General features: G+C 59.8%; 22 protein-coding genes and 1 riboswitch. Of the genes, 11 read left to right on the top strand and 11 right to left on the bottom strand.

What is annotated here, in order from left to right:
- The first annotated feature begins 49 nt into the window (after positions 1 to 49).
- From aroA to UB90_RS03745, 4 genes are all read left to right on the top strand, one after another.
- On the top strand, positions 50 to 1,402 hold the full coding sequence (aroA, locus tag UB90_RS03760; protein ID WP_065326226.1) for a 3-phosphoshikimate 1-carboxyvinyltransferase: 1,353 nt from the start codon (positions 50 to 52) through the stop codon (positions 1,400 to 1,402).
- Positions 1,395 to 1,898 (top strand): GNAT family N-acetyltransferase, encoded by a 504-nt coding sequence (locus tag UB90_RS03755; RefSeq protein WP_065326225.1) that lies wholly within the window; start codon positions 1,395 to 1,397, stop codon positions 1,896 to 1,898. Before aroA ends, UB90_RS03755 begins: the two co-directional genes overlap by 8 nt.
- Before the next feature lie 37 nt (positions 1,899 to 1,935).
- The gene (gene cmk, locus UB90_RS03750; RefSeq protein ID WP_065326224.1) at positions 1,936 to 2,547 is read left to right on the top strand and encodes a (d)CMP kinase; all 612 of its coding nucleotides are present in this window, start codon (positions 1,936 to 1,938) and stop codon (positions 2,545 to 2,547) included.
- A gap of 191 nt (positions 2,548 to 2,738) precedes the next feature.
- A complete protein-coding gene (locus UB90_RS03745) occupies positions 2,739 to 3,368 on the top strand; it encodes an NAD(P)H-dependent oxidoreductase (protein WP_065326223.1) in 630 nt (209 codons plus the stop codon).
- A gap of 107 nt (positions 3,369 to 3,475) precedes the next feature.
- Here the strand turns inward: UB90_RS03745 and trmB are convergent, their stop codons facing one another.
- The 6 genes from trmB to ybeY form a co-directional block, all read right to left on the bottom strand.
- Positions 3,476 to 4,243, bottom strand: a complete 768-nt coding sequence (trmB, locus tag UB90_RS03740) for a tRNA (guanine(46)-N(7))-methyltransferase TrmB (protein WP_065326222.1) — start codon at positions 4,241 to 4,243, stop codon at positions 3,476 to 3,478.
- Between the two features lie 134 nt (positions 4,244 to 4,377).
- On the bottom strand, positions 4,378 to 5,040 hold the full coding sequence (locus tag UB90_RS03735; RefSeq protein WP_065326221.1) for a COG3904 family protein: 663 nt from the start codon (positions 5,038 to 5,040) through the stop codon (positions 4,378 to 4,380).
- A gap of 311 nt (positions 5,041 to 5,351) precedes the next feature.
- Entirely contained in the window at positions 5,352 to 6,533 is a 1,182-nt protein-coding gene (metK, locus tag UB90_RS03730) for a methionine adenosyltransferase (RefSeq protein ID WP_005628962.1), read from the bottom strand.
- Between the two features lie 8 nt (positions 6,534 to 6,541).
- Positions 6,542 to 6,591: riboswitch (SAM-SAH riboswitch) on the bottom strand.
- Positions 6,592 to 6,645: 54 nt separating this feature from the next.
- Positions 6,646 to 8,172, bottom strand: a complete 1,527-nt coding sequence (gene lnt, locus UB90_RS03725) for an apolipoprotein N-acyltransferase (protein WP_065326220.1) — start codon at positions 8,170 to 8,172, stop codon at positions 6,646 to 6,648.
- Entirely contained in the window at positions 8,169 to 9,071 is a 903-nt protein-coding gene (locus UB90_RS03720; protein ID WP_065326219.1) for a hemolysin family protein, read from the bottom strand. The genes lnt and UB90_RS03720 overlap by 4 nt, the downstream gene beginning before the upstream one ends.
- 22 nt (positions 9,072 to 9,093) lie before the next feature.
- Positions 9,094 to 9,606, bottom strand: coding sequence for an rRNA maturation RNase YbeY (gene ybeY / locus UB90_RS03715; protein WP_065326218.1), 513 nt, complete (start codon positions 9,604 to 9,606; stop codon positions 9,094 to 9,096).
- Positions 9,607 to 9,684: 78 nt separating this feature from the next.
- On the opposite strand from ybeY, the gene UB90_RS03710 reads away from it, so the two are divergent.
- Positions 9,685 to 10,164, top strand: coding sequence for a GNAT family N-acetyltransferase (locus tag UB90_RS03710; protein ID WP_065326217.1), 480 nt, complete (start codon positions 9,685 to 9,687; stop codon positions 10,162 to 10,164).
- Positions 10,165 to 10,257: 93 nt separating this feature from the next.
- On the opposite strand, the gene UB90_RS03705 is transcribed toward UB90_RS03710, so the two are convergent.
- From UB90_RS03705 to miaB, 4 genes are all read right to left on the bottom strand, one after another.
- Positions 10,258 to 11,274 carry a PhoH family protein gene (locus UB90_RS03705; RefSeq protein ID WP_009175840.1) on the bottom strand — a complete coding sequence of 339 codons (1,017 nt, stop codon included), beginning with the start codon at positions 11,272 to 11,274 and terminating at the stop codon, positions 10,258 to 10,260.
- Positions 11,275 to 11,499: 225 nt separating this feature from the next.
- Positions 11,500 to 11,805 (bottom strand): hypothetical protein, encoded by a 306-nt coding sequence (locus UB90_RS03700; protein ID WP_065326216.1) that lies wholly within the window; start codon positions 11,803 to 11,805, stop codon positions 11,500 to 11,502.
- Between the two features lie 11 nt (positions 11,806 to 11,816).
- A complete protein-coding gene (locus tag UB90_RS03695) occupies positions 11,817 to 12,383 on the bottom strand; it encodes an OmpA family protein (RefSeq protein WP_005618472.1) in 567 nt (188 codons plus the stop codon).
- Between the two features lie 357 nt (positions 12,384 to 12,740).
- Positions 12,741 to 14,063 carry a tRNA (N6-isopentenyl adenosine(37)-C2)-methylthiotransferase MiaB gene (gene miaB, locus UB90_RS03690; protein WP_005618470.1) on the bottom strand — a complete coding sequence of 441 codons (1,323 nt, stop codon included), beginning with the start codon at positions 14,061 to 14,063 and terminating at the stop codon, positions 12,741 to 12,743.
- Between the two features lie 164 nt (positions 14,064 to 14,227).
- Between miaB and UB90_RS03685 the strand changes: the two genes are divergently transcribed.
- A complete protein-coding gene (locus UB90_RS03685; protein WP_065326215.1) occupies positions 14,228 to 15,097 on the top strand; it encodes a hypothetical protein in 870 nt (289 codons plus the stop codon).
- Between the two features lie 111 nt (positions 15,098 to 15,208).
- Here the strand turns inward: UB90_RS03685 and irrA are convergent, their stop codons facing one another.
- On the bottom strand, positions 15,209 to 15,637 hold the full coding sequence (irrA, locus tag UB90_RS03680; RefSeq protein ID WP_009176036.1) for an iron response transcriptional regulator IrrA: 429 nt from the start codon (positions 15,635 to 15,637) through the stop codon (positions 15,209 to 15,211).
- Positions 15,638 to 15,867: 230 nt separating this feature from the next.
- On the opposite strand from irrA, the gene fabA reads away from it, so the two are divergent.
- The 5 genes from fabA (at position 15,868) to UB90_RS03655 (ending at position 19,868) form a co-directional block, all read left to right on the top strand.
- Positions 15,868 to 16,377, top strand: coding sequence for a bifunctional 3-hydroxydecanoyl-ACP dehydratase/trans-2-decenoyl-ACP isomerase (gene fabA, locus UB90_RS03675; RefSeq protein WP_005618461.1), 510 nt, complete (start codon positions 15,868 to 15,870; stop codon positions 16,375 to 16,377).
- 81 nt (positions 16,378 to 16,458) lie between these two features.
- Positions 16,459 to 17,688 carry a beta-ketoacyl-ACP synthase I gene (fabB, locus tag UB90_RS03670; RefSeq protein ID WP_065326214.1) on the top strand — a complete coding sequence of 410 codons (1,230 nt, stop codon included), beginning with the start codon at positions 16,459 to 16,461 and terminating at the stop codon, positions 17,686 to 17,688.
- A 5-nt stretch (positions 17,689 to 17,693) separates the two neighbouring features.
- On the top strand, positions 17,694 to 18,488 hold the full coding sequence (locus tag UB90_RS03665; RefSeq protein WP_005676343.1) for an enoyl-ACP reductase FabI: 795 nt from the start codon (positions 17,694 to 17,696) through the stop codon (positions 18,486 to 18,488).
- A 139-nt stretch (positions 18,489 to 18,627) separates the two neighbouring features.
- A complete protein-coding gene (locus UB90_RS03660) occupies positions 18,628 to 19,260 on the top strand; it encodes an HD domain-containing protein (protein WP_065326213.1) in 633 nt (210 codons plus the stop codon).
- Complete coding sequence (locus tag UB90_RS03655; RefSeq protein ID WP_065326212.1) at positions 19,257 to 19,868, top strand: TetR/AcrR family transcriptional regulator; 612 nt, start codon at positions 19,257 to 19,259, stop codon at positions 19,866 to 19,868. Before UB90_RS03660 ends, UB90_RS03655 begins: the two co-directional genes overlap by 4 nt.
- The last annotated feature ends 41 nt before the right edge of the window (positions 19,869 to 19,909 follow it).

Raw genomic sequence — 19,909 nt, 5'->3', positions numbered from 1 at the left:
GGGTGAATGCGCTAACAGCTTTTGCGACCGACTGATGAGAGGAGCCCACATGTCCGGCCACGGCACGCCCATCCCGATGACCTCCCGCCGCGCAAGCCCCCTCAAAGGCGAGGCGCATGTCCCCGGCGACAAATCGATTTCGCATCGCTCATTGATCCTTGGTGCAATGGCCGTGGGTGAGACCAAAATCTCCGGCCTCCTTGAGGGCGAAGACGTGCTGGACACCGCCAAGGCGATGCAGGCTTTCGGGGCAGAGGTCGTCAATCACGGCGGTGGTGAATGGTCCGTCTTTGGCGTGGGTGTTGGCGGCTTTGCCGAGCCGGAAAACGTCATCGACTGCGGCAATTCCGGCACCGGTGTGCGGCTCATCATGGGCGCGATGGCGACCTCGCCGATTACCGCGACCTTTACCGGCGATGCATCGCTCAACAAACGCCCGATGGCGCGTGTGACCGATCCGCTTGCGCTCTTTGGCGCGCAATCTGTGGGCCGCGAGGGCGGCCGTCTGCCGATGATCATCGTTGGCGCGGCCGAGCCCGTGCCGGTGCGCTATGAGGTGCCGGTGCCGTCGGCGCAGGTGAAATCTGCGGTTCTGCTTGCAGGCCTCAATGCGCCCGGCCAAACCGTGGTGATTGAGCGCGAAGCCACCCGCGACCATTCCGAGCGGATGCTTGCGGGCTTTGGGGCTGAAATCACGGTTGAGGACACCGAGGAGGGCCGCGTGATTACTCTCACCGGTCAGCCTGAGCTGAAACCACAAGTGATTGCGGTACCGCGTGATCCCTCCTCTGCCGCCTTCCCGGTTTGCGCCGCGCTGATCACACCCGGTTCTGACGTGCTGGTGCCGGGGATTGGTCTCAACCCGACCCGCGCGGGCTTGTTCTACACTCTGCAAGACATGGGCGCGGATCTGACGTTTGAGAACCCTCGGACCGAGGGTGGCGAGCCGGTGGCAGACCTTCGTGCCAAATACTCGCCCGAGATGAAAGGGATCGAGGTGCCGCCAGAGCGCGCCGCATCCATGATCGACGAATATCCCGTCCTGTCTGTTGTGGCCTCCTTTGCCACTGGCACCACCATGATGGCAGGCGTCAAGGAATTGAGGGTCAAAGAAAGCGACCGCATTGACGCAATGGCAAAGGGCCTGCGCGCCAATGGCGTCACCGTCGAGGAAGGCGAAGACTGGTGGAGCGTCGAGGGCTGTGGCCCCGAGGGCGTCAAAGGGGGCGGTACTGCCGAAAGCTTCCTCGATCACAGGATTGCCATGTCCTTTATGGTGATGGGCATGGGGGCGCAGAACCCGGTCTCTGTCGATGATGGCAGCCCGATCGCCACTTCTTTCCCGATTTTTGAGCGGCTCATGGGCGATCTTGGTGCGCATATCACCCGGTCGAATGGCTAAGGCGGACGTCACCCGCCTGTCGCCGCCGCGTGACTTTCGCATCGTGACAGGCACCGCCCTCGACCCGTTAGAGCTGGCGGAGCTGCGCGCCAAGGCCATGCGGCCCAGTCTGGAGGCGGCGGGACGGTTTGATCCTGACCGCGTGCGCCGCCGGTTTCTGGATCACTTTGATGCGGAGGCGACGGCGGCCTTTTATGCTGGGCAGGACCTTGCCGGTTTTATTGTGGTGCGGCAAATGCCGGATCATCTCTACCTCGATCACCTCTATATTGCGCCTGACCAACAGGGCGCAGGGCTGGGCGCGGAGATTATCCGCAGTGTGCAGGAGCAGATGGCAGAGCCAACAGGTCAGGAAATCCGCCTGATTGCTTTGACCGGCAGCCCGGCAGGGCGGTTTTACCAGCGTGTAGGGTTTAAGCAGACCGGAAGCGATGGGATCGACGACTCCTACAGTTGGCACCCTATGTCGCGTGACAGTCGCGGCAACCTTGGGTAGACAAGACCTCTACTGTTTCCGACCCATGAGGACTCACATGGCCTTCACTATCGCAATCGATGGCCCCGCCGCCGCAGGTAAGGGCACCATTTCCAAGGCGGTCGCCACGCATTTTGGCTTTGGACACCTCGACACCGGCCTGCTCTATCGTGCGGTCGGAGCAAAGATGCTCGATGGCGACGATCCGGTTACGGCCGCTGAAGCACTGGATGTAAGCGACCTTGACCGTGAGGACCTGCGCACCCCCGAGGTGGCGCAAGCGGCCTCAAAAGTTGCGGTGATTGCCGCAGTGCGCGCCGCACTGGTGGATTTTCAGCGTGCTTTTGCCCGCAGATCTGGCGGCGCGGTGATGGACGGGCGCGACATCGGCACCGTGATCTGCCCCGAAGCTGAGGCAAAGCTGTTTGTCACCGCCAGCGCCGAGGTGCGGGCCCGCCGTCGTTTTCTGGAGCTTACCGGCAAAGGCAGCGTCATCACACTCGACGAAGTTCTTGCCGACGTCAAAGCCCGTGACGAGCGCGACATGAACCGCGCTGAAGCCCCGTTGCGGCCAGCAGATGACGCGGTGATTGTTGATACCAGCACCCTCACAATTGACGAGGCAGTGGCGCAGGCCATTGCCGCAATTGAAGCCCGTCAGGCGCGTTAATCGACCTGAGCCGAGTTCTGCCACGCGGCCCAAGTTGGTGCCGCGCGGCGGTTTTATCGGAAAACTCTGCGTCTGGGGCTTGTCCTTTGATATCTCGATGTCTAAATAAACCTCGACGTCGAGATAATAACTTGAACTGATCAGTTTAGTTGCTATGTCTGCGACAACACGCATACAAAAGGACGCTTCCTATGTTTCTGGACAAGCTAAACTGGCGCTACGCCGCCAAGAAAATGGACCCCTCAAAACCGGTTCCTGAGGAAAAGGTCGCACAGATCGTCGAGGCGATCCGCATGGCCCCATCGTCAAGCGGCGTGCAGCCCTTTGAACTTCTGGTGATCCGCAACAAGGACCTGCGCGAGAAAATCCGCCCGGTTTCGTGGGATCAGGCGCAGATCACCGATGGGTCGCACCTCTTGGTTTTTGCCGCATGGGACAATTACACCGCCGAGCGCATTGATGCTGTGGTGACCCAGATGGTTGAGGAACGTGGCGACTCTGATTTGCTTCAGAGCTATTATGCAAACCTCAAGGACATGCTTTTGCCCCGCCCGGCCGAGATCAACCACGCCCATGCCGCGCATCAAGCCTATATCGCGCTTGGGTTTGCGCTGGCGGCAGCGGCAGAGCTTGGGGTGGACAGCACCCCGATGGAAGGGTTTGACCCTGATCAGGTAGATGAGATCCTTGATCTTCGATCAAAAGGATTGCGCGCCAAAGTGTTGTTGCCACTTGGCACCCGTGCAGAGGACGGCGACTGGCTGCTGCCAATGCCGAAGGTGCGTAAATCCAAGGCGGCACTGGTCACAGAAATCGACTGATCGCGCCCGAGCCGCATGCGGTTCGGACCACCTCCCGCGCGATTTGACCTCGCAATACCCCTGCCCCGAGGGCGGGGGTATTGTTCTTTATCCGCTTGGGCAGATGATCAGCCTTGGCGTTGGAACGTCAGGTAATGCGGCGTGCGCCCTTCCCGCAGAGCCTTTTGCTCATAACGAGTGGAAATCCAATCCCCCCACGGCTGGCGCCAATCCTGCGGCCCCTCCGCAAGCCATGTGAAGCCGGCCTTTGGAACTTCTTCCAGCGTCTGGCGCACATAGTCGGGAATGTCGGTCGCCACGCGAAAGATCGCGCCCGGTTTCAACGCCCGCGCCAAGGGTTCCAGATGTTCCTGCGTCACAAAACGACGCCGGTGGTGGCGCGCCTTCGGCCACGGGTCGGGATAGAGCAGAAACGCCCGCGACAAGCTCTGTGCGGGCAGAACATCCATCAGATCGCGGGCATCACCGGCATGGACACGCACGTTCTCGGCTGGGGATTTGCGCAACTTACCAAGCAGCATGGCAACGCCGTTCACATAAGGTTCAGCGCCAATGATGCCCACATCCGGGTTCGAGGCCGCCTGATGCGCGAGATGTTCGCCACCGCCAAACCCGACCTCCAGCCAGACATCACGACCACCAAACAGCGCCTCAAGGTCGAGCGGCTCACGATCGGGATTTTCGTCCCACCCAACAGCGCCGGGGCTGAGTTCGGGCAGCATTTCGTCAAGGTCACGCACCTGATTGGGCTTCAGGGTTTTACCTTTGAAGCGGCCATAAAAGTTCCGCCATGGCGCACCTGACGCGTGCTTTCCTGCAGCGTCAAGACCATCAGCGGCGATGGCAGAAGGGGTGCTTGCGTCATTGTCGGACATCTGGTGCGGGCTTTCTCTGGTGAACTCATATCGGACAGACCCACCCGAGAAGGCAGGCAAAATCGCGCCCCCACTTGCAGCACAAGGCCCCAAAGGTCAAGCGGTGAGGCTTGCCCCTAGGCGCATCGCGACACTCAGGGCACGTCATCCCGCAGCACACCCGCCGACATCAGGCGCAGTCGAGAGGGATACCACTCGTCACCAGAGTCGACCTGCAAGGTCTCGATTGCAAATGCCGCGTCCACACCCCGGTCAACCATATAGCTGAGGTATTCATACATTTCGCGCTGCGTATCGGTGTAGATCCAGGAGCCAAACACAAACGGCGTATTCCAGCCCCGGCTGTCCCGCAGATCATTGTAATACCCCTCGACCGCCTCAGGGGACCACGAGCGGCGATGAAAGCCGATCTTAGATCCAAGCGTCATGTGCCGCTGCGCACCGGCGAGGAAAATATCAACGCAAGCGCTGACGCATTCGCCATCCACCTGCGTGTTGAGGCCGTAATCAGAGACGATCCACGCAATTTCAGAACTGGCGTAGATACTTCCGCCACTCGAATTGAGCCTCAAAGTGCCAATGCCGGGTTGCTCTTGCAACAGGCTGCGAAACAGGTCGATGTCCGAAATCACGATTTCGCCGGGCTCGTCATCCGGCAATGTCTCGGTATCAAATACAAGGGTTTCGCCGTCCACATAAAGACGCCCTTCGCCGCCGCCTTCACGCGCGGTCACCGGCCCTGCCAAAGCTCCGAGACAACCCAAACTCAAGGCAAACGCCCAATTTCTCGCTGCCATCACCGCTCCCCTTTAGATCTGACAGGTTCTGCCTGCCCCCTTTTCAATAGCGGGACGCAGGGGCATTGAGCAAACCCGTTCTGCGCGCAAATAGGTCAGCACCTCTGCCACAATGTTTCGCATGCGAAACAATGCGGCACCCGTCCTGCCCTGTCGTTGCACAATTTCCGCGAGGGGGCGCACGGTGCCGGCGCAACGGGTACTCAGCTACGTCAGCAGTGCTGCCATAGTGTGTTACTTGTCGGTAAAGAAAAACGGGCGAGGTTGCCCCCGCCCGCTCCGGTCACCCCAGAGGTGCCCGCGTTTTGCGCTTAGACCGCGCCTTTCAGAGCCTCGGTCAGATCCGTACGCTCCCACGAGAAACCCCCATCGGCTTCTGGCGCGCGGCCAAAGTGACCATAGGCTGCGGTGCGCTGATAGATCGGCTTGTTCAGCTCCAGATGGGTCCGGATACCGCGCGGTGTGAGATCCATGCACTGGCGGATCGCAGTCTCAATCCGCTCGTCCGGCACATTGCCGGTGTCATGGGTGTTCACGTAGATCGAGAGCGGTGCCGCAACACCGATCGCATAAGACAGCTGCAGGGTGCATTTGTTTGCAAGACCCGCTGCAACCACGTTCTTGGCCAGATAGCGCGCAGCATAAGCGGCAGAACGATCCACTTTGGTCGGATCTTTGCCGGAGAACGCGCCGCCACCATGGGGTGCTGCACCGCCATAGGTATCGACGATGATCTTGCGCCCGGTGAGGCCCGCGTCGCCATCAGGGCCACCGATGACGAATTTACCGGTCGGGTTGACGTGCCAGACGGTGTTCTGCGTCAACCACCCCTCGGGGAGAGTTTCGCGGATATACGGCTCCACCAAAGCGCGGATGTCGGCTGAGGTCAGGCTTTCATCAAGGTGCTGCGTGGACAGAACCAGCGAGGTCACCTCGACCGGCTGGCCATTCTCGTAGCGGACCGAGATCTGGGATTTCGCATCGGGGCCAAGAACCGGCAATGTGCCATCCTTGCGCACTTCGGCAAGGCGACGCAGAATCGCATGCGAAAACTGGATTGGGGCGGGCATGAGGGCATCGGTTTCATCGGTCGCAAAACCGAACATAATGCCCTGATCACCGGCGCCTTCGTCTTTGTCATCCGCGGCATCGACGCCCTGCGCAATATGCGCGGATTGTTCGTGCAGAAGGTTGGTGATCTCGACAGTTTCATGGTGAAACTTGTCCTGCTCGTAGCCGATATCCTTGATACAGGCGCGGGCGATCTCGTCGATCTTTCCCATATAGTCCTTCAGCTTGGCCTGATCAGACAGGCCAACCTCGCCACCGATGACCACACGGTTGGTGGTGGCAAAGGTCTCGGCGGCAACGCGCGCCTCGGGTTCCTCGGCGATCAGCGCATCGAGAACGGCATCTGAAATCCGGTCACAGACCTTATCAGGATGCCCCTCGGACACGGACTCCGAAGTGAAGGTGTAGTTGGTACGGCTCATAAGAGGTGTGCTCCATTGAATGAATATCCGCCACGCCAGGAAGCCGTTGTGGCAGCATTAAAGAACGCAGTATGCGCCCTCGGGTATCTGGTCAATCTATACCTTTGAGAGATTAAGCAAGTGTTCGCCTGCGTTTCACAACCAAACGTGGCAGGCCAGAGACACCGACCAGCAGCAGCGCCACGAGGGCTGTGGGCCAATCGCCGGTGCGGCTGTAAAGCGTAGGTGGCAATGGTTCGGGAAGACGCGCGTCAAGATAACCTGCGGTATTCAGCGGCAAACTGTCGCGCAGCTGACCATAGGGATCAATCACCGCAGAGACCCCGGTATTGGCGGCGCGCAGCATCGGCAAACCCTGCTCGGCCGCGCGCAACTGTGCCTGCACCAGATGCTGGTAAGGGCCGGAATAACTGCCAAACCACGCATCATTGGTGATGAGGACCAGATAGTCCGGTCGCGCAGGTGCTGCATTCACGTCCTGAGCAAAAACACCCTCATAACAGATCAACGGAAGCGCCCGGCCTGCGATCGTATCAAGAAGCCTGCGTTGCGTGCCGGGCGCATAGCCACCCTTCGCGCGGGAGGCGAGGCCGAAGACGCCGAACCTCTCCCAAAGTTTCGGGAGCGGCATATATTCCCCAAAGGGTACAAGGTGCATCTTGTCATAGATGTCGAGCGCCTCACCCTCAGCGCTCATCACCACCGCAGAGTTCATATAGCGCCCGTTTTCCTCGCGCTGGATACCGTATAACAGCTCCGCACCCCGCGCGGCCTCGATCAAAGCGGGTCTGATTTCATCTATGTAGTTCTGTAGCGTCGGGATCGATGTTTCTGGCCAGATCACCAGATCAGGACGCCGCCCACCCGCGCGATCCGGTTCTGCTGCCGTATACTCCAGCATCCGTTGCACAAAAAGCCAGCGTTTTTCAGGCAGCCATTTCTCCGCTTGCGGTGCATTTGGCTGCACAAGGCGCACCGTTTGCTCTGTCAGAGGCAAGTTGCCGCCAAAGGGGCGCGCCTCCGGCAGCCATGCCATCGCAACGGCCACCAGAACGGCCGGCACCAGCGCCCAAAACGGTCGCTGCCGGATTAACACGACAGGGAGAATAGCGAGCAAAATCGCAAGCATCACGCCGTGCGAGCCAACCCACGGCACCGCCCGCAGCACCACATCGCCGGGCAGCGCAAGCTGGGCAAAGCCCGCCCATGGAAACCCTGTGAGCACATAGGCGCGGGCCAGTTCCACCAGCCCCCAAAACCCGATGAGCGCAAGCAAGCGCCAGTCGCCTCGACCTAGCCGTGCTGCCGCCCAGAACGCCAGCCCCCAAAAGAGCGACAGGCCCCCGGCCATCAACATCAGCGCAAACGGTGCCATCCAGCCGTAGGTGGCGGCATCCACCTGAAATGGCTCCATGATCCAGCTCAGGCCAAACCCGAAGTATCCGCAGCCAAAGAGCCAGCCAAGTGCTGCAGCATGGCGCGGTGTGGGCATCGACTGAAACAACGCCGCAATCACCAAGAGCGCCAGTGGCATCACCCAGATTGCGGACACAGGCGCAAGGCCTTGCGCCATCAGCGCGCCTGCACCCACGGCCAGCCCAAACGGGCCAGCTTTTCGGAGCACAGGCGGCAAGATCATTCTGCCGCGAGGCCGGGCAGGCGCACGCGAAGCCGTTTGATCCGGCGGGGATCGGCATCGACGACCTCGAATTCCGGGCCTTCGGGATGCTGGATCACTTCTCCTCGCGCAGGAACGCGCCCGGACAGCATGAACACAAGCCCCCCCAGCGTGTCGATTTCTTCGCCATCCACATCCTCGTGCTGGGTGAGCGGAATACCAATCTCGCCCTCAAACTCGCCCAGTGGAGTACGGGCCTGCGCGACATAGCAGCCGGGCTTTTCCTGAACCCAGGTCTGATCTTCGCCGCTGTCGTGTTCGTCTTCGATCTCACCAACAACCTGCTCAATCAGGTCCTCAATCGTCAAAAGCCCATCAACCCCGCCGTATTCATCAATCACCAGCGCCATATGCCGACGCTCCGCCTGCATCTTGGTCAGCAGAACGCCAATCGGCATCGATGGTGGCACAAACAGCAGGGGCCGCAGCATATGCGCGAGATCAAAATCATCGCTCTCGCACTCAAAACCATAAGTGAGGGCCAGATCCTTGAGGTGGACAAAGCCCAAGGGCGTATCAAGCGTGCCCTCATAGACCGGAATGCGGGTAAACCCTGTGTCACGAAAGACCTGCACCAGCTCATCACGGGAAATGGTCACCGGCACCGCGTCAATCTCTGCGGTGGGGATCGCAACATCCTCCACCCGCAAACGGCGCAGGTTCATCATGCCCGGTGGCGGGTCCGCCAAAACTTCTTCATTGCCGTTATCTGGCACATCGTCCTCAGCGGTCTGGGAGAAACTCCCGAAAATCTTGCTCAGGAACCCGGGCGTTTCGACCCCGTTCAACTTCGGTTCCATCGCTTCAATATCCTGCAGCGCGCCATGCGCTGCGTTAGAACTGCCTTCTATATCGCCCATTGATCCATTCCAAAAAGGCCACTTACGACCCGTCCTCTATGATATATGGGTCAGGGATACCCAGTTTGCCAAGTATCCCAACCTCCAAAGTTTCCATAACCGTGGCGTCGCCGTCACGAATGTGATCATACCCCAAAAGATGCAATGTTCCGTGAACAAGCAGATGGCGGATATGATCCTCGGGCGGTTTTTGCGCTATTTCCGCTTCTTTCATGCAGGTTTCATAGGAAATCGCGATGTCGCCCAAGGCCGCGTCGCCCATAAAATCCACCTCGGGCGGCGCAGGTTGCCCCCCCTCCTGCGCAGCGGCAAGTTCTTGCGCAGGCCAGCTCAGCACATTCGTCGGCTTTGGTTTCTCGCGAAACTCAGCATTGAGGTCCGCAATCCGCGCATCATCACAACCCAGCACAGTGACTTCCCAGTCCTCATCCAGAAGCCCCAGATACGCAAGCGTGGCCGCCACAGCGACTTCTGCCTGTTTATTAAGCGCAGCCGCATCCCAGCGGTCATCTTCGATCACAACATCCAATATCATAGTGCCGCCATAGCTTGACCCGACATGGAAAAAAAGAACCTTTCACAGTGTGCCCATTCTCAACAAGGACCGGACCGAATGACCGCAGCACTCGACATTCGCCCTGCCGATCCCTCCAGCCCTGACATCCGCCCCCTTCTGGCGGCGCATCTGGCGCATTCCTCGGCCGCCAGCGCCCCCGAGGCCCGTCACGCGCTTGACCTGCAGGGGTTGCAGGCGGCGAACATCCGCTTTTTTGCAGTCTATGAGGGTGAGGTTGCTCTGGCATGTGGCGCGCTCAAAGATCTCGGAGACGGGCAAATGGAAGTCAAATCCGTTCATGTGGCATCTCGTGCCCGCGGGCGCGGCATCGCCCGGACCCTCATGCTGTCCTTGCATGAGATTGCGGCGCAATCAGGTGCCCGTGCCTTGCTGCTGGAAACCGGATCTGACCAATTGCCGCCTTTTGACGCGGCCCGCGCGCTCTATGAAAACCTCGGCTACCAATACTGCGCGCCCTATGGCGACTACAAAGCCCACCCCGAGAGCGCCTTCATGCGATACGATCTTGCAGACTGAGCCTTTCAACTTCTCATAAATATCCTCGCCGAAGGCATCTGCCCTGCCCGCCACCACCATTGGCCGCGGCAGGGGCGCAGGGCACAGGCACCCTCAGCCGGAGATTTCGTCCTTGTCGTAGGCCTCGATGATCGCCGCCACCAGCGGGTGGCGCACCACATCCTTCGCGGTGAAATAATTGAACGAGATCTTGGGGATGGGCGTCAGCAGGCGTTCGGCATCCTGCAAGCCCGATTGCACCCCGCGCGGCAAATCGACCTGAGAGCGGTCACCAGTGATCACCATGCGTGATCCTTCGCCCAAACGGGTCAGGAACATCTTCATTTGCATGGTGGTGGCGTTTTGCGCCTCATCCAGCACCACAAAGGCATTGGAGAGCGTACGCCCACGCATAAAGGCCAAAGGCGCAATCTCGATGGTTTTTTCTTCCTTGAGCTTGGCCAGCTGCTTGCCCGGGAGGAAGTCATTCAGCGCATCATAAAGCGGCTGCATGTAAGGGTCGACTTTCTCCTCCTGTGTGCCAGGCAGAAACCCCAGACGTTCGCCTGCCTCAACGGCAGGGCGACAGAGGATAATCTTGTCCACATGCCCCTGAATAAACATCGAGACCCCAACCGCCACGGCGAGATAGGTCTTGCCCGTCCCCGCCGGCCCGATGCCAAAGGCCATCTCATGCTCAAAGAGGTTCTTTACATAGGCCTTCTGCGCGTCGGTGCGCGGCTCCACCAGTTTTTTGCGGGTCTTGATCTCGACCTTGCCGCCCGAGAACATCTCAAGCTGGCTGTCAGGGCCTGCGTCGCTGTCTTCGTCCGAGCGATCCAGACGGATTTCCCGGTCGATATCTTCACGCTCCACCGGGCGGCCGCTTTCAAGACGCTCATATAGGACCTGCAACAGCTCACCGGCCTGCTGGCGCAGTTCCGCATCGCCATGCACAAGCAACTGATTGCCACGTCGCACAATCTGCACGCCAAGGCGCTGCTCGATTTCAGCGAGGTTGCGATCAAATTCGCCGCAAAGCTCTATCAGTAGTCGATTGTCAGGAAATTCCAGCAACACTTCGGGTGGCTGGGCGTGCTCGGAAGACGGGGGCAGAACACTAGTGGCCAAACGGCTCTCCTGTTTTGGTATTGCCCTCTCAGTCTGCCTCTCCGCGCGCGCCCGCGCAAGGGCCAGCCCTCAAACACCGGCAGGATTTCACGGAACTGAAACATTCCGTCGGCGTGCATTCGCCAAAAGCCATGTGGGCGCCTCCGCACTGGAGACGCCCACATATCGCTGCCATCAAAGTTAACTCCTGAGAATCAGGCCGCCCGCAAGATCAGGCAGACAGGATCAAATGGGATCTTCAAAGCGAGATCCGCTCTTGAAGGGCCCGGAGGCGGTGCTGCGCGGCAATTCGCTGTTGCACACGGGCCTGCCGTCGGGCGTGCGGCGCGGGTCCAGATACCCCTCGACACCATCGTCGACGATCCAGTGCTCACAGCCCTGCGGATCCACCCAGATACCTGCGGTCAGCCCGGCAAGATCGCCGTCTCCACCATCAAAGAAGTTGCGATCACGAGTCTTATCGCCCGTGTTTTCACAGGCCGCGAGCGCGAGGCCAAGCGTCAGAACGGCGATTGCCTTGGTAAATGTCATGATCGGGCCCCTCAGCGGCGGATACAGTAGATTTCGACACGGCGGTTTTGCGCCAGATTGGCAGCACCGCGATTGGGCACACGCGGGCTGCGCTCGCCATAGGCGCGCACGTCCTTGATCCGCGCCCCGACCGAACGGCCAATCTGCGCGACCGCATCCGCGCGGCGTTGCGACAACGCCATATTGTATTCGTCAGAGGCCCGGCTATCGGTATGCCCCGCGACCACAAAAGAGCGAGTGCCCGGCATTGCGTTGCGGAACCATTCCTGCAAGCGCTTGCGTCCGGCGGCATTCACCGTGCTGCCGTCAGTTGCAAAGAACTGATCGGTGGGCATCATGCCACAAAGCTGTCCGCGACGGCACACAGGCTTGCCATCCGGGGTCATGTGGGTGGTCATATAACCCTCGGCACCGTCGTCCATGACCCAGTGCTCACACCCGTCAGGGTCGACCCAGATCGTGGGGATGTAACGCTCTGCCCGGATTGGGTTTGCATCCTGAGCAGCGACAGGCGAGACGCCCGAGAGCGAGACAGCGAGGGCCGCGCAAGCGAGGGCCGCGCTGGCTTTGCCTAACATTCGATTAAACACAACAGGCTTCCTTCAGTTGGCCCACATCAGAGAGCACCTTCTGGCCTCCGCGGTCCTAATTACTTCATCAGTTTATACTAATTTTCCCTGAATATCGGGGGGTTAAAGGGGGAAAAACCCAGCCCCTGAGGCGAATTTGAGAAACAGTCACGGGGCCAGCAAAACATTGCCCACGCAGAGCGGTCAATCGATCAGAAATTCGAAAAAATGAATGAAAACCCCCATCAGAACTGAGTCGCACACCTCTGCGACCCTCATCTGAATGCATCATTTTGAAACCAAAAGAGCGCGGCCACTGACTGGCCGCGCCCTTTAAAATTGCCCTCAGATCGAGTGGGGGGGTCGTTAGGCGATCAACTCACCCGCGAGCGAGTTGGCACCCGAAGAGACGATCCGCACCCGGCGCAGATCGCCGATCTCTGCGTCGCAATCGGCCACATGCACCGCGTGGAGATAATCGGACTTGCCCACCATCTGCCCCGGAAAGCGGCCCTTCTTTTCAAACAGCACACCAAGCTCACGCCCGACCATGCTATCCTGCACCTCGCGTTGCTGGCGGGTCAGCAGAGCCTGGAGCCGTTGCAGCCGGTCGTCGGCTTCCTTGGGGTCCACTTGCGCGCGTTCTGCCGCTGGCGTGCCGGGACGGGTAGAGTATTTGAAGGAATAGGCGGTGCCGTATTTCACTTCTTCCACCAGATCGAGCGTTGCCTGAAAATCCTCTTCGGTCTCTTCGGGGAAACCCACGATGAAATCGCCGGAAATCAGGATGTCGGGGCGTGCCGCACGGATACGTTCGATCAGGCGGATGTAGCTCTCGGCGGTGTGGCTGCGGTTCATCCGTTTCAGGATCTTGTCCGATCCTGCCTGCACGGGCAGATGCAGATAGGGCATCAGCTTGGCGCAAGTGCCATGGGCCTCGATCAGGTCATCCATCATGTCATTGGGGTGCGAGGTGGTAAACCGGATGCGCTCCAGCCCCTCCACCTTGTCGAGCTCCCAGATCAACTGCGCCAGCGTCATATCCCCGTTGGGGCCCGCGCCGTGATAAGCGTTGACGTTCTGGCCCAGCAGGGTGATTTCGCGCACGCCGCGCTCCACCAGATCCTCGGCTTCGCGCAGGATACGGTCCGCAGGGCGAGAGACTTCGGCCCCGCGCGTATAGGGCACAACACAGAAGGCACAGAATTTGTCGCAACCTTCCTGCACGGTCAAAAACGCGGTGGGACCGCGTTTGGCCTTAGGGCGACGCTTCAGCTTCTCAAATTTGTCTTCCTCGGGGAAATCCGTGTCGAGCACTTTTTCACCGGCACCGGCTTTGGCTTCCATCTCGGGCAGACGATGATAGCTCTGTGGGCCGACCACCAGATCCACCAGCGGCTGACGACGCATGATTTCCTCGCCCTCGGCCTGCGCCACACAGCCCGCCACGCCGATCTTCAGATCGGGTTTTTCCGCCTTCAGACCTTTGAACCGCCCCAGTTCGGAATAGACCTTCTCTGCGGCCTTTTCGCGAATGTGGCAGGTGTTCAAAAGGATCATATCCGCATCATCAGGGGTTTTGGTCTCCACATAGCCCTGCCCGCCCAGCGTTTCCGCCATGCGTTCACTGTCATAAACGTTCATCTGACAGCCATAGGTCTTGATGTAGAGTTTCTTGGGCGCGGACATGACGTGAGCTACCTTTTTCGGGGTGGGCCAAGGCGGATTGAACAGCGGCTGCGCATAGCGCGAATTGAGGCCGCTTGCAATGGCAGGGCAATTACCCGATTTTATCCGCAAAGACCAGAAGGCGCTCGGTGAAAGAGCCAGAGCAGAGCATGAGGACAGCCCCGATGATATACGGCGCGCTGGAGGATTTCCTTCAGACCGGCAAGCCCATTCTGGCCAAAGGGCCGGTGGCACTGATTTTTGCAGAGGATGAGGTGGAGATCGGCACCACCCTGCGCCACCATCTGAATTGCGGCTTCACATCGGTTGTCGCCTTGATGCCCGATGCGTTTGATGTGCCTTCGGATGTGGAGGACCTGATCCACCGCGTGCCCTACGACTGCACCAGCGCGGACGCGGTCATCACAGCAGTGAACCGCATTATTGCCGCAGCCACTCCGGGGTGCTGGCTCTATTATTGCTATAATGGCGAGTATCTTTTCTATCCGTTTTGCGAGACCCGCACCGTCAACGAGATGCTGGCCTTTCACACCGAAGAACGGCGTGATGCGATGCTGACTTATGTGATTGATATCTATGCAGGAGATCTGGACGCGCACCCAAGTGCGGTTTCGATCGAGGATGCCTGTCTGGACAAATCCGGCTATTACGCCCAAGGGCGCAGTGATCCCGAGACAGGCCACCCAAGGGACCGCCAGTTGGATTTCTTTGGCGGCATCCGCTGGCGGCATGAGGAGCACATTCCCGAAGCCAGCCGCAAAATCGACCGGATTGCGCTGTTTCGTGTCAAAAAGGGGCTGCAGCTTCAAGACGATCACACGTTCAACGATCAGGAATACAACACCTATGCCTGCCCATGGCATCACAACCTGACCGCTGCGATCTGCTCATTTCGCGCCGCCAAAGCGCTGAAACGCAATCCGGGATCGACCTTTGATATCAAGAGCTTCAAGTGGCACAACTCGGCACCATTCGAATGGCATTCGCGCCAACTTCTGGATCTGGGCCTGATGGAACCGGGGCAATGGTTCTGACCCGACGCGATAGAACCGCGAAAGCCTGTTTTCAGCTTTTCAGAAATATCTCGGGGGTGAGGCGCACAAGCGCCGAGGGGGCAGCGCCCCCATCCACGAACCGTCTGAATTTCAGCTACGCTCTGCTTTCTTGCGCAGGCGGATCACCACATCGACCGACGCAATCTCCATCCCTTCGGGGGGTTGCGGCAGGGACTGGATGACCAGCTCCTCGGACGGGGCATCCGAGACCCGGCCCTCTCCCTCCCAATAGTAGTGGGGGTGGTCATGCACATTGGTGTCGAAATAGCTTTTGGAGCCATCGACCGTGATTTCCTGCAAAACACCCGCATCACAAAACGCCCTGAGCGTATTATAGACCGTGGCCAGCGACACGGCGGCCCCGTCGTCCTTGGCGGCGTCAAACAGGCTCTCTGCGGTCACGTGGCGGTGCTGTCCATCGCCAACGAGCAGAGCAGCCAGCGTCACACGCTGGCGGGTCGGGCGAAGGCCCGCTTCCATCAGCCACTTGTTGGCATTCTCTTCATGGGTCGGTGTCATGTCACCTTCCTAGCGTTCATTGCGACCTCAGGCTTATATCGCATCATATTGCCCTTTTTCAAACGGATTTGCAAAAATCGCTTTCGTATATTGGGTCGCGTTGCACAGAACCCGCCCTTGGGTCGCCTTTGCACCTGCGGCGACGTGCTCCCCTTGCAGGATATGTAAACGCGGTGCTAATGGGAGCGGTGAACCTATATCAGACCTCACAGGCAGGAGTTGCCCCGCACATGACCCAATATCCCAGCAGCTTTGACAAGGAAGACCTGCTTAAATGTGCAAGAGGCGAGCTGTTCGGACCCGGCAATGCGCAGCTGCCCGCGCCGCCCATGCTGATGATGGACCGCATCACCGAAGTGAGCGCCGATGGCGGCGAGCATGGCAAGGGCCATATCCTCGCAGAATTCGACATCACCCCGGACCTGTGGTTCTTTGACTGCCACTTCCCCGGCAACCCGATCATGCCCGGCTGCCTTGGTCTTGATGGCCTGTGGCAGCTCACCGGCTTCAACCTCGGCTGGCGTGGCTGGCAGGGGCGCGGTTATGCCCTTGGCGTTGGTGAGGTCAAACTGACCGGCATGGTGCGCCCGGATCGCAAAATGCTGACCTATCGCGTCAATTTCACCAAAGCTGTACAGACCCGCCGCTTGACCATGGGCGTCGCAGACGGGATCGTGGAAGCGGATGGAGAAGTGATTTATCAGGTTAAGGATATGAAGGTGGCCCTCTCCGAGAACTGATCCACCCTCCGGATCAGCTTGGGGCTTCGGGCCCATGATGCGGGGTGCGCCCCCTTCACACCAGTTACAGGAGTACGCAACATGCGTCGCGTCGTCGTCACCGGCTTGGGGATCGTCTCCTCGATCGGGAACAATGCCGAGGAGGTCATCGCCTCCTTGAAGGCCGGGAAATCCGGCATTGTCGCCAGCGAAGAGATGGCCGAACACGGCTTTCGCAGCCAGATCGCGGGCACGCTGAAAATTGATCCGGCCGAGCATGTGGACAAGCGAACCCTGCGGTTCATGGGTCCGGGTGCCGCCTATGCCCATATCGCCATGAGCCAGGCGATTGCGGATGCGGGCCTCTCGGACGATCAGGTCGTCAACGAGCGCACTGGCCTGGTGGCCGGCTCGGGCGGGCCATCGACCTCGTCGATGCTGACCGCGCATCAGACCGTGTTGAAAACCGGCGCAACCAAGCGCATCGGCCCCTTTGCGGTGCCGAAATGCATGTCCTCGACGATCTCCGCGAATCTTGCGACCGCGTTCAAGATCAAGGGCATCAACTACTCGATCACCTCGGCCTGCTCCACCTCGCTGCATTGCATCGGCAACGCGGCTGAGCAGATCATGATGGGCAAGCAAGACGTGATGTTTGCCGGTGGCGGCGAGGAACTGGACTGGACCCTGTCCTGTCTGTTTGACGCCATGGGCGCGATGTCCTCGAAGTTTAACGACACGCCCGAAAAAGCCTCCCGTGCGTTCGATCAGAACCGCGATGGGTTTGTGATCTCCGGCGGTGGCGGCATTGTGGTGCTTGAGGATCTGGAACATGCGCTGGCACGTGGGGCCAAGATCTACGCCGAGGTGACCGGCTTTGCCGCGACCTCCGATGGTCACGACATGGTGGCCCCCTCTGGCGAGGGCGGCGAGCGCGCGATGCGTCTGGCGCTGCAAACCCTGCCCGAAGGCCGCAAGGTTTCCTATATCAACGCGCATGGCACCTCGACGCCGGTGGGCGATGTGGGCGAGGTTGAAGCCGCACGCCGTGTATTCGGCGCAGGCAATGTGCCGCCGATCTCCTCGACTAAATCCATGACCGGCCACGCACAGGGCGCAGCGGGCGCGCTGGAGGCGATCTTCTGCCTCTTGATGCTGGACAATGATTTCATCACGCCGTCCATCAACGTCGACACCCTTGCCGAGGGCATCGAAGAGGGCGAAGTGGCCACGCAATATGTTGAAAACGCAGGGCTCGACAGTGTCATGACCAACAGCTTCGGCTTTGGCGGCACCAACGGGTCCATGGTTCTGAGCAAGTACAAGGATTGACGACCGTGACAGGAGTATTGGCCGGCAAACGGGGCCTGATCATGGGGGTGGCAAACGACCGCTCCATCGCTTGGGGGATCGCCAAGGCGATGCATGAGGCAGGGGCCGAGCTGGCCTTTACCTATCAGGGTGAAGCCTTTGGCAAACGTCTGGAGCCGCTCGCGGCCTCTGTAGGCAGCGATTTCATGGTGGATGTGGATGTCACCGATGATGCGTCGCTCGACACCGCGTTCGAACAGCTGAGCGCGCGCTGGCCGACGATTGATTTTCTCGTTCACGCGATTGCCTACTCGGACAAGACCGAACTCACCGGCCGGTTCATCAACACCAGCCGCGCGAACTTCAAGAACTCCATGGATATCTCCGCCTATTCCTTCATCGAGGTGGCGCGTCGCGCCTATCCGTTGATGCAGGAAAACGGCGGCGGTACCATGATGACGCTGACCTATGGTGGCTCCAACCGGGTGACGCCGAACTACAATGTGATGGGTGTGGCCAAGGCTGCGCTGGAAAGCGCCACGCGCTATCTGGCCAATGACCTCGGCCCCGATGGTATCCGCGTCAATGCGATCTCTCCCGGCCCGATGAAAACGCTCGCCGGGGCTGCGATCGGTGGTGCGCGCAAGACCTACAAGCACACCGAGCAGAACGCCCCCTTGCGGTCCAATGCCACCCTTGAAGCGGTGGGCGGCACAGCGGTCTATCTGGCCTCGGATGCAGGGGCCTACACCACGGGTGAGATCATCCGCGTCGATGGCGGCTTTCACATCCTTGGCATGCCGCAGCAAGAACACCTCTGATTTCAATTAGAATTCAGACTGTTAAGGCACCCTTCGGGGTGCCTTTTCTTTTTGTTGCAGGTCGTTTTGGGTATCGGCTCTTTTATTTTATACCGAATCGCATAATAAAAGGCGAACCTTTCAAGACAGGATACTTTCGATGCTTCTCACTGACCTCGTCACCCCGCCCGACACGGCCCTTTGCTCCGCCGCCGAAGAGATGGCGCGCATGGCAAGCGATCCCTTCCTTTATAACCATGTCAGCCGCTCATATGTGTTTGGCGCGCTGGCGGCGCGTGCAACGGGCACGCAATATGACCCGGAGCTGTTTTACATCGCCGCCATGCTGCATGATCTCGGCCTCACAGAAACCTATATGGCGGAGGATCGTTTTGAGGTGGACGCCGCCGATGCCGCCGCCACCTTCCTTGCAACGCAAAACGTCGAGCAATCGCGCATTGACCGGGTCTGGGACGCGATTGCGCTGCACACCACATTTTCGATCCCGCAGAAAAAATCGCCCGAGGCCGCGCTGGTGCAGATCGGCGCGGGGCTGGACGTGGGCGTTATCCCACATGACCACATCACGCCGGAGGTGATGGAACAGGTGCTTGACGCCTACCCCCGTCTGGGTTTCAAAAAGGCCATGGAACAAGCGCTCACCCGGATCTACAAAGCCAAGCCCATGACCGCGATGCATAATTTTGGCGCTGATGTGGCCCATCGCCATGTGCCGGGCTTTCACCAGCCCCATTTCTGCGATGTGCTGCACGGGGCGGATTTCCCCGAATGAGCAAGGCGGGGCAGACACGGGGTCGGGGCCGTCCGCGCAAGTTCGATGAACGCGCGGTACGGCAGACCATCATGGAGACCTTCTGGCAGAAGGGCTATGCGGCCACCTCGCTCGATGATCTCTCCAAGGCCACCGGCCTTGTCCGCCCCAGCCTTTATGCCGCCTTTGGCAACAAGGAAGAAATGTTCCTGCGCGCGATGGATGATTTTGTCATCCGTGTGCAGGGCGATCTGAACCGTCAGGTGCCCCGCGATGCCACGCCCGAGGATGCCCTGCGGATCATCTATACCGCCATGCTGGAAATCTACAGCCGGGCACAGGCGCGGGGCTGTCTGGTGTTCTCCACTGCCGTGGCAGAAGCCCCCACCCACCCGGAGATTCGCAGCCGCCTGGCCCAGCGTCTCGTGCAAACCGATACCCAGTTTCGTCGCCTGTTTGACCACACCGCGCCGGACGCACCAGAGGGCGCCAGACAAGCCGCCGCAGAAATGGCCGCCGCTGTACTGCACTCCCTTGGACTGCGGGCGCGGGCGGGCACAGAGGCAGATGACATGCATGGATTTATTGGAAATGCGGCCCGTTCCATCGCTGCCGGGCTGACACCCTAAGACGCACGAGACATTCCTGCGCGGGCGGTGTATGGGTGTTG

Source organism: Tritonibacter mobilis (assembly GCF_001681715.1).
GTDB lineage: Bacteria > Pseudomonadota > Alphaproteobacteria > Rhodobacterales > Rhodobacteraceae > Epibacterium > Epibacterium mobile.
Note: the sequence above shows the minus strand (reverse complement) of the source record. Positions and strands in the feature narration are given on the sequence as shown.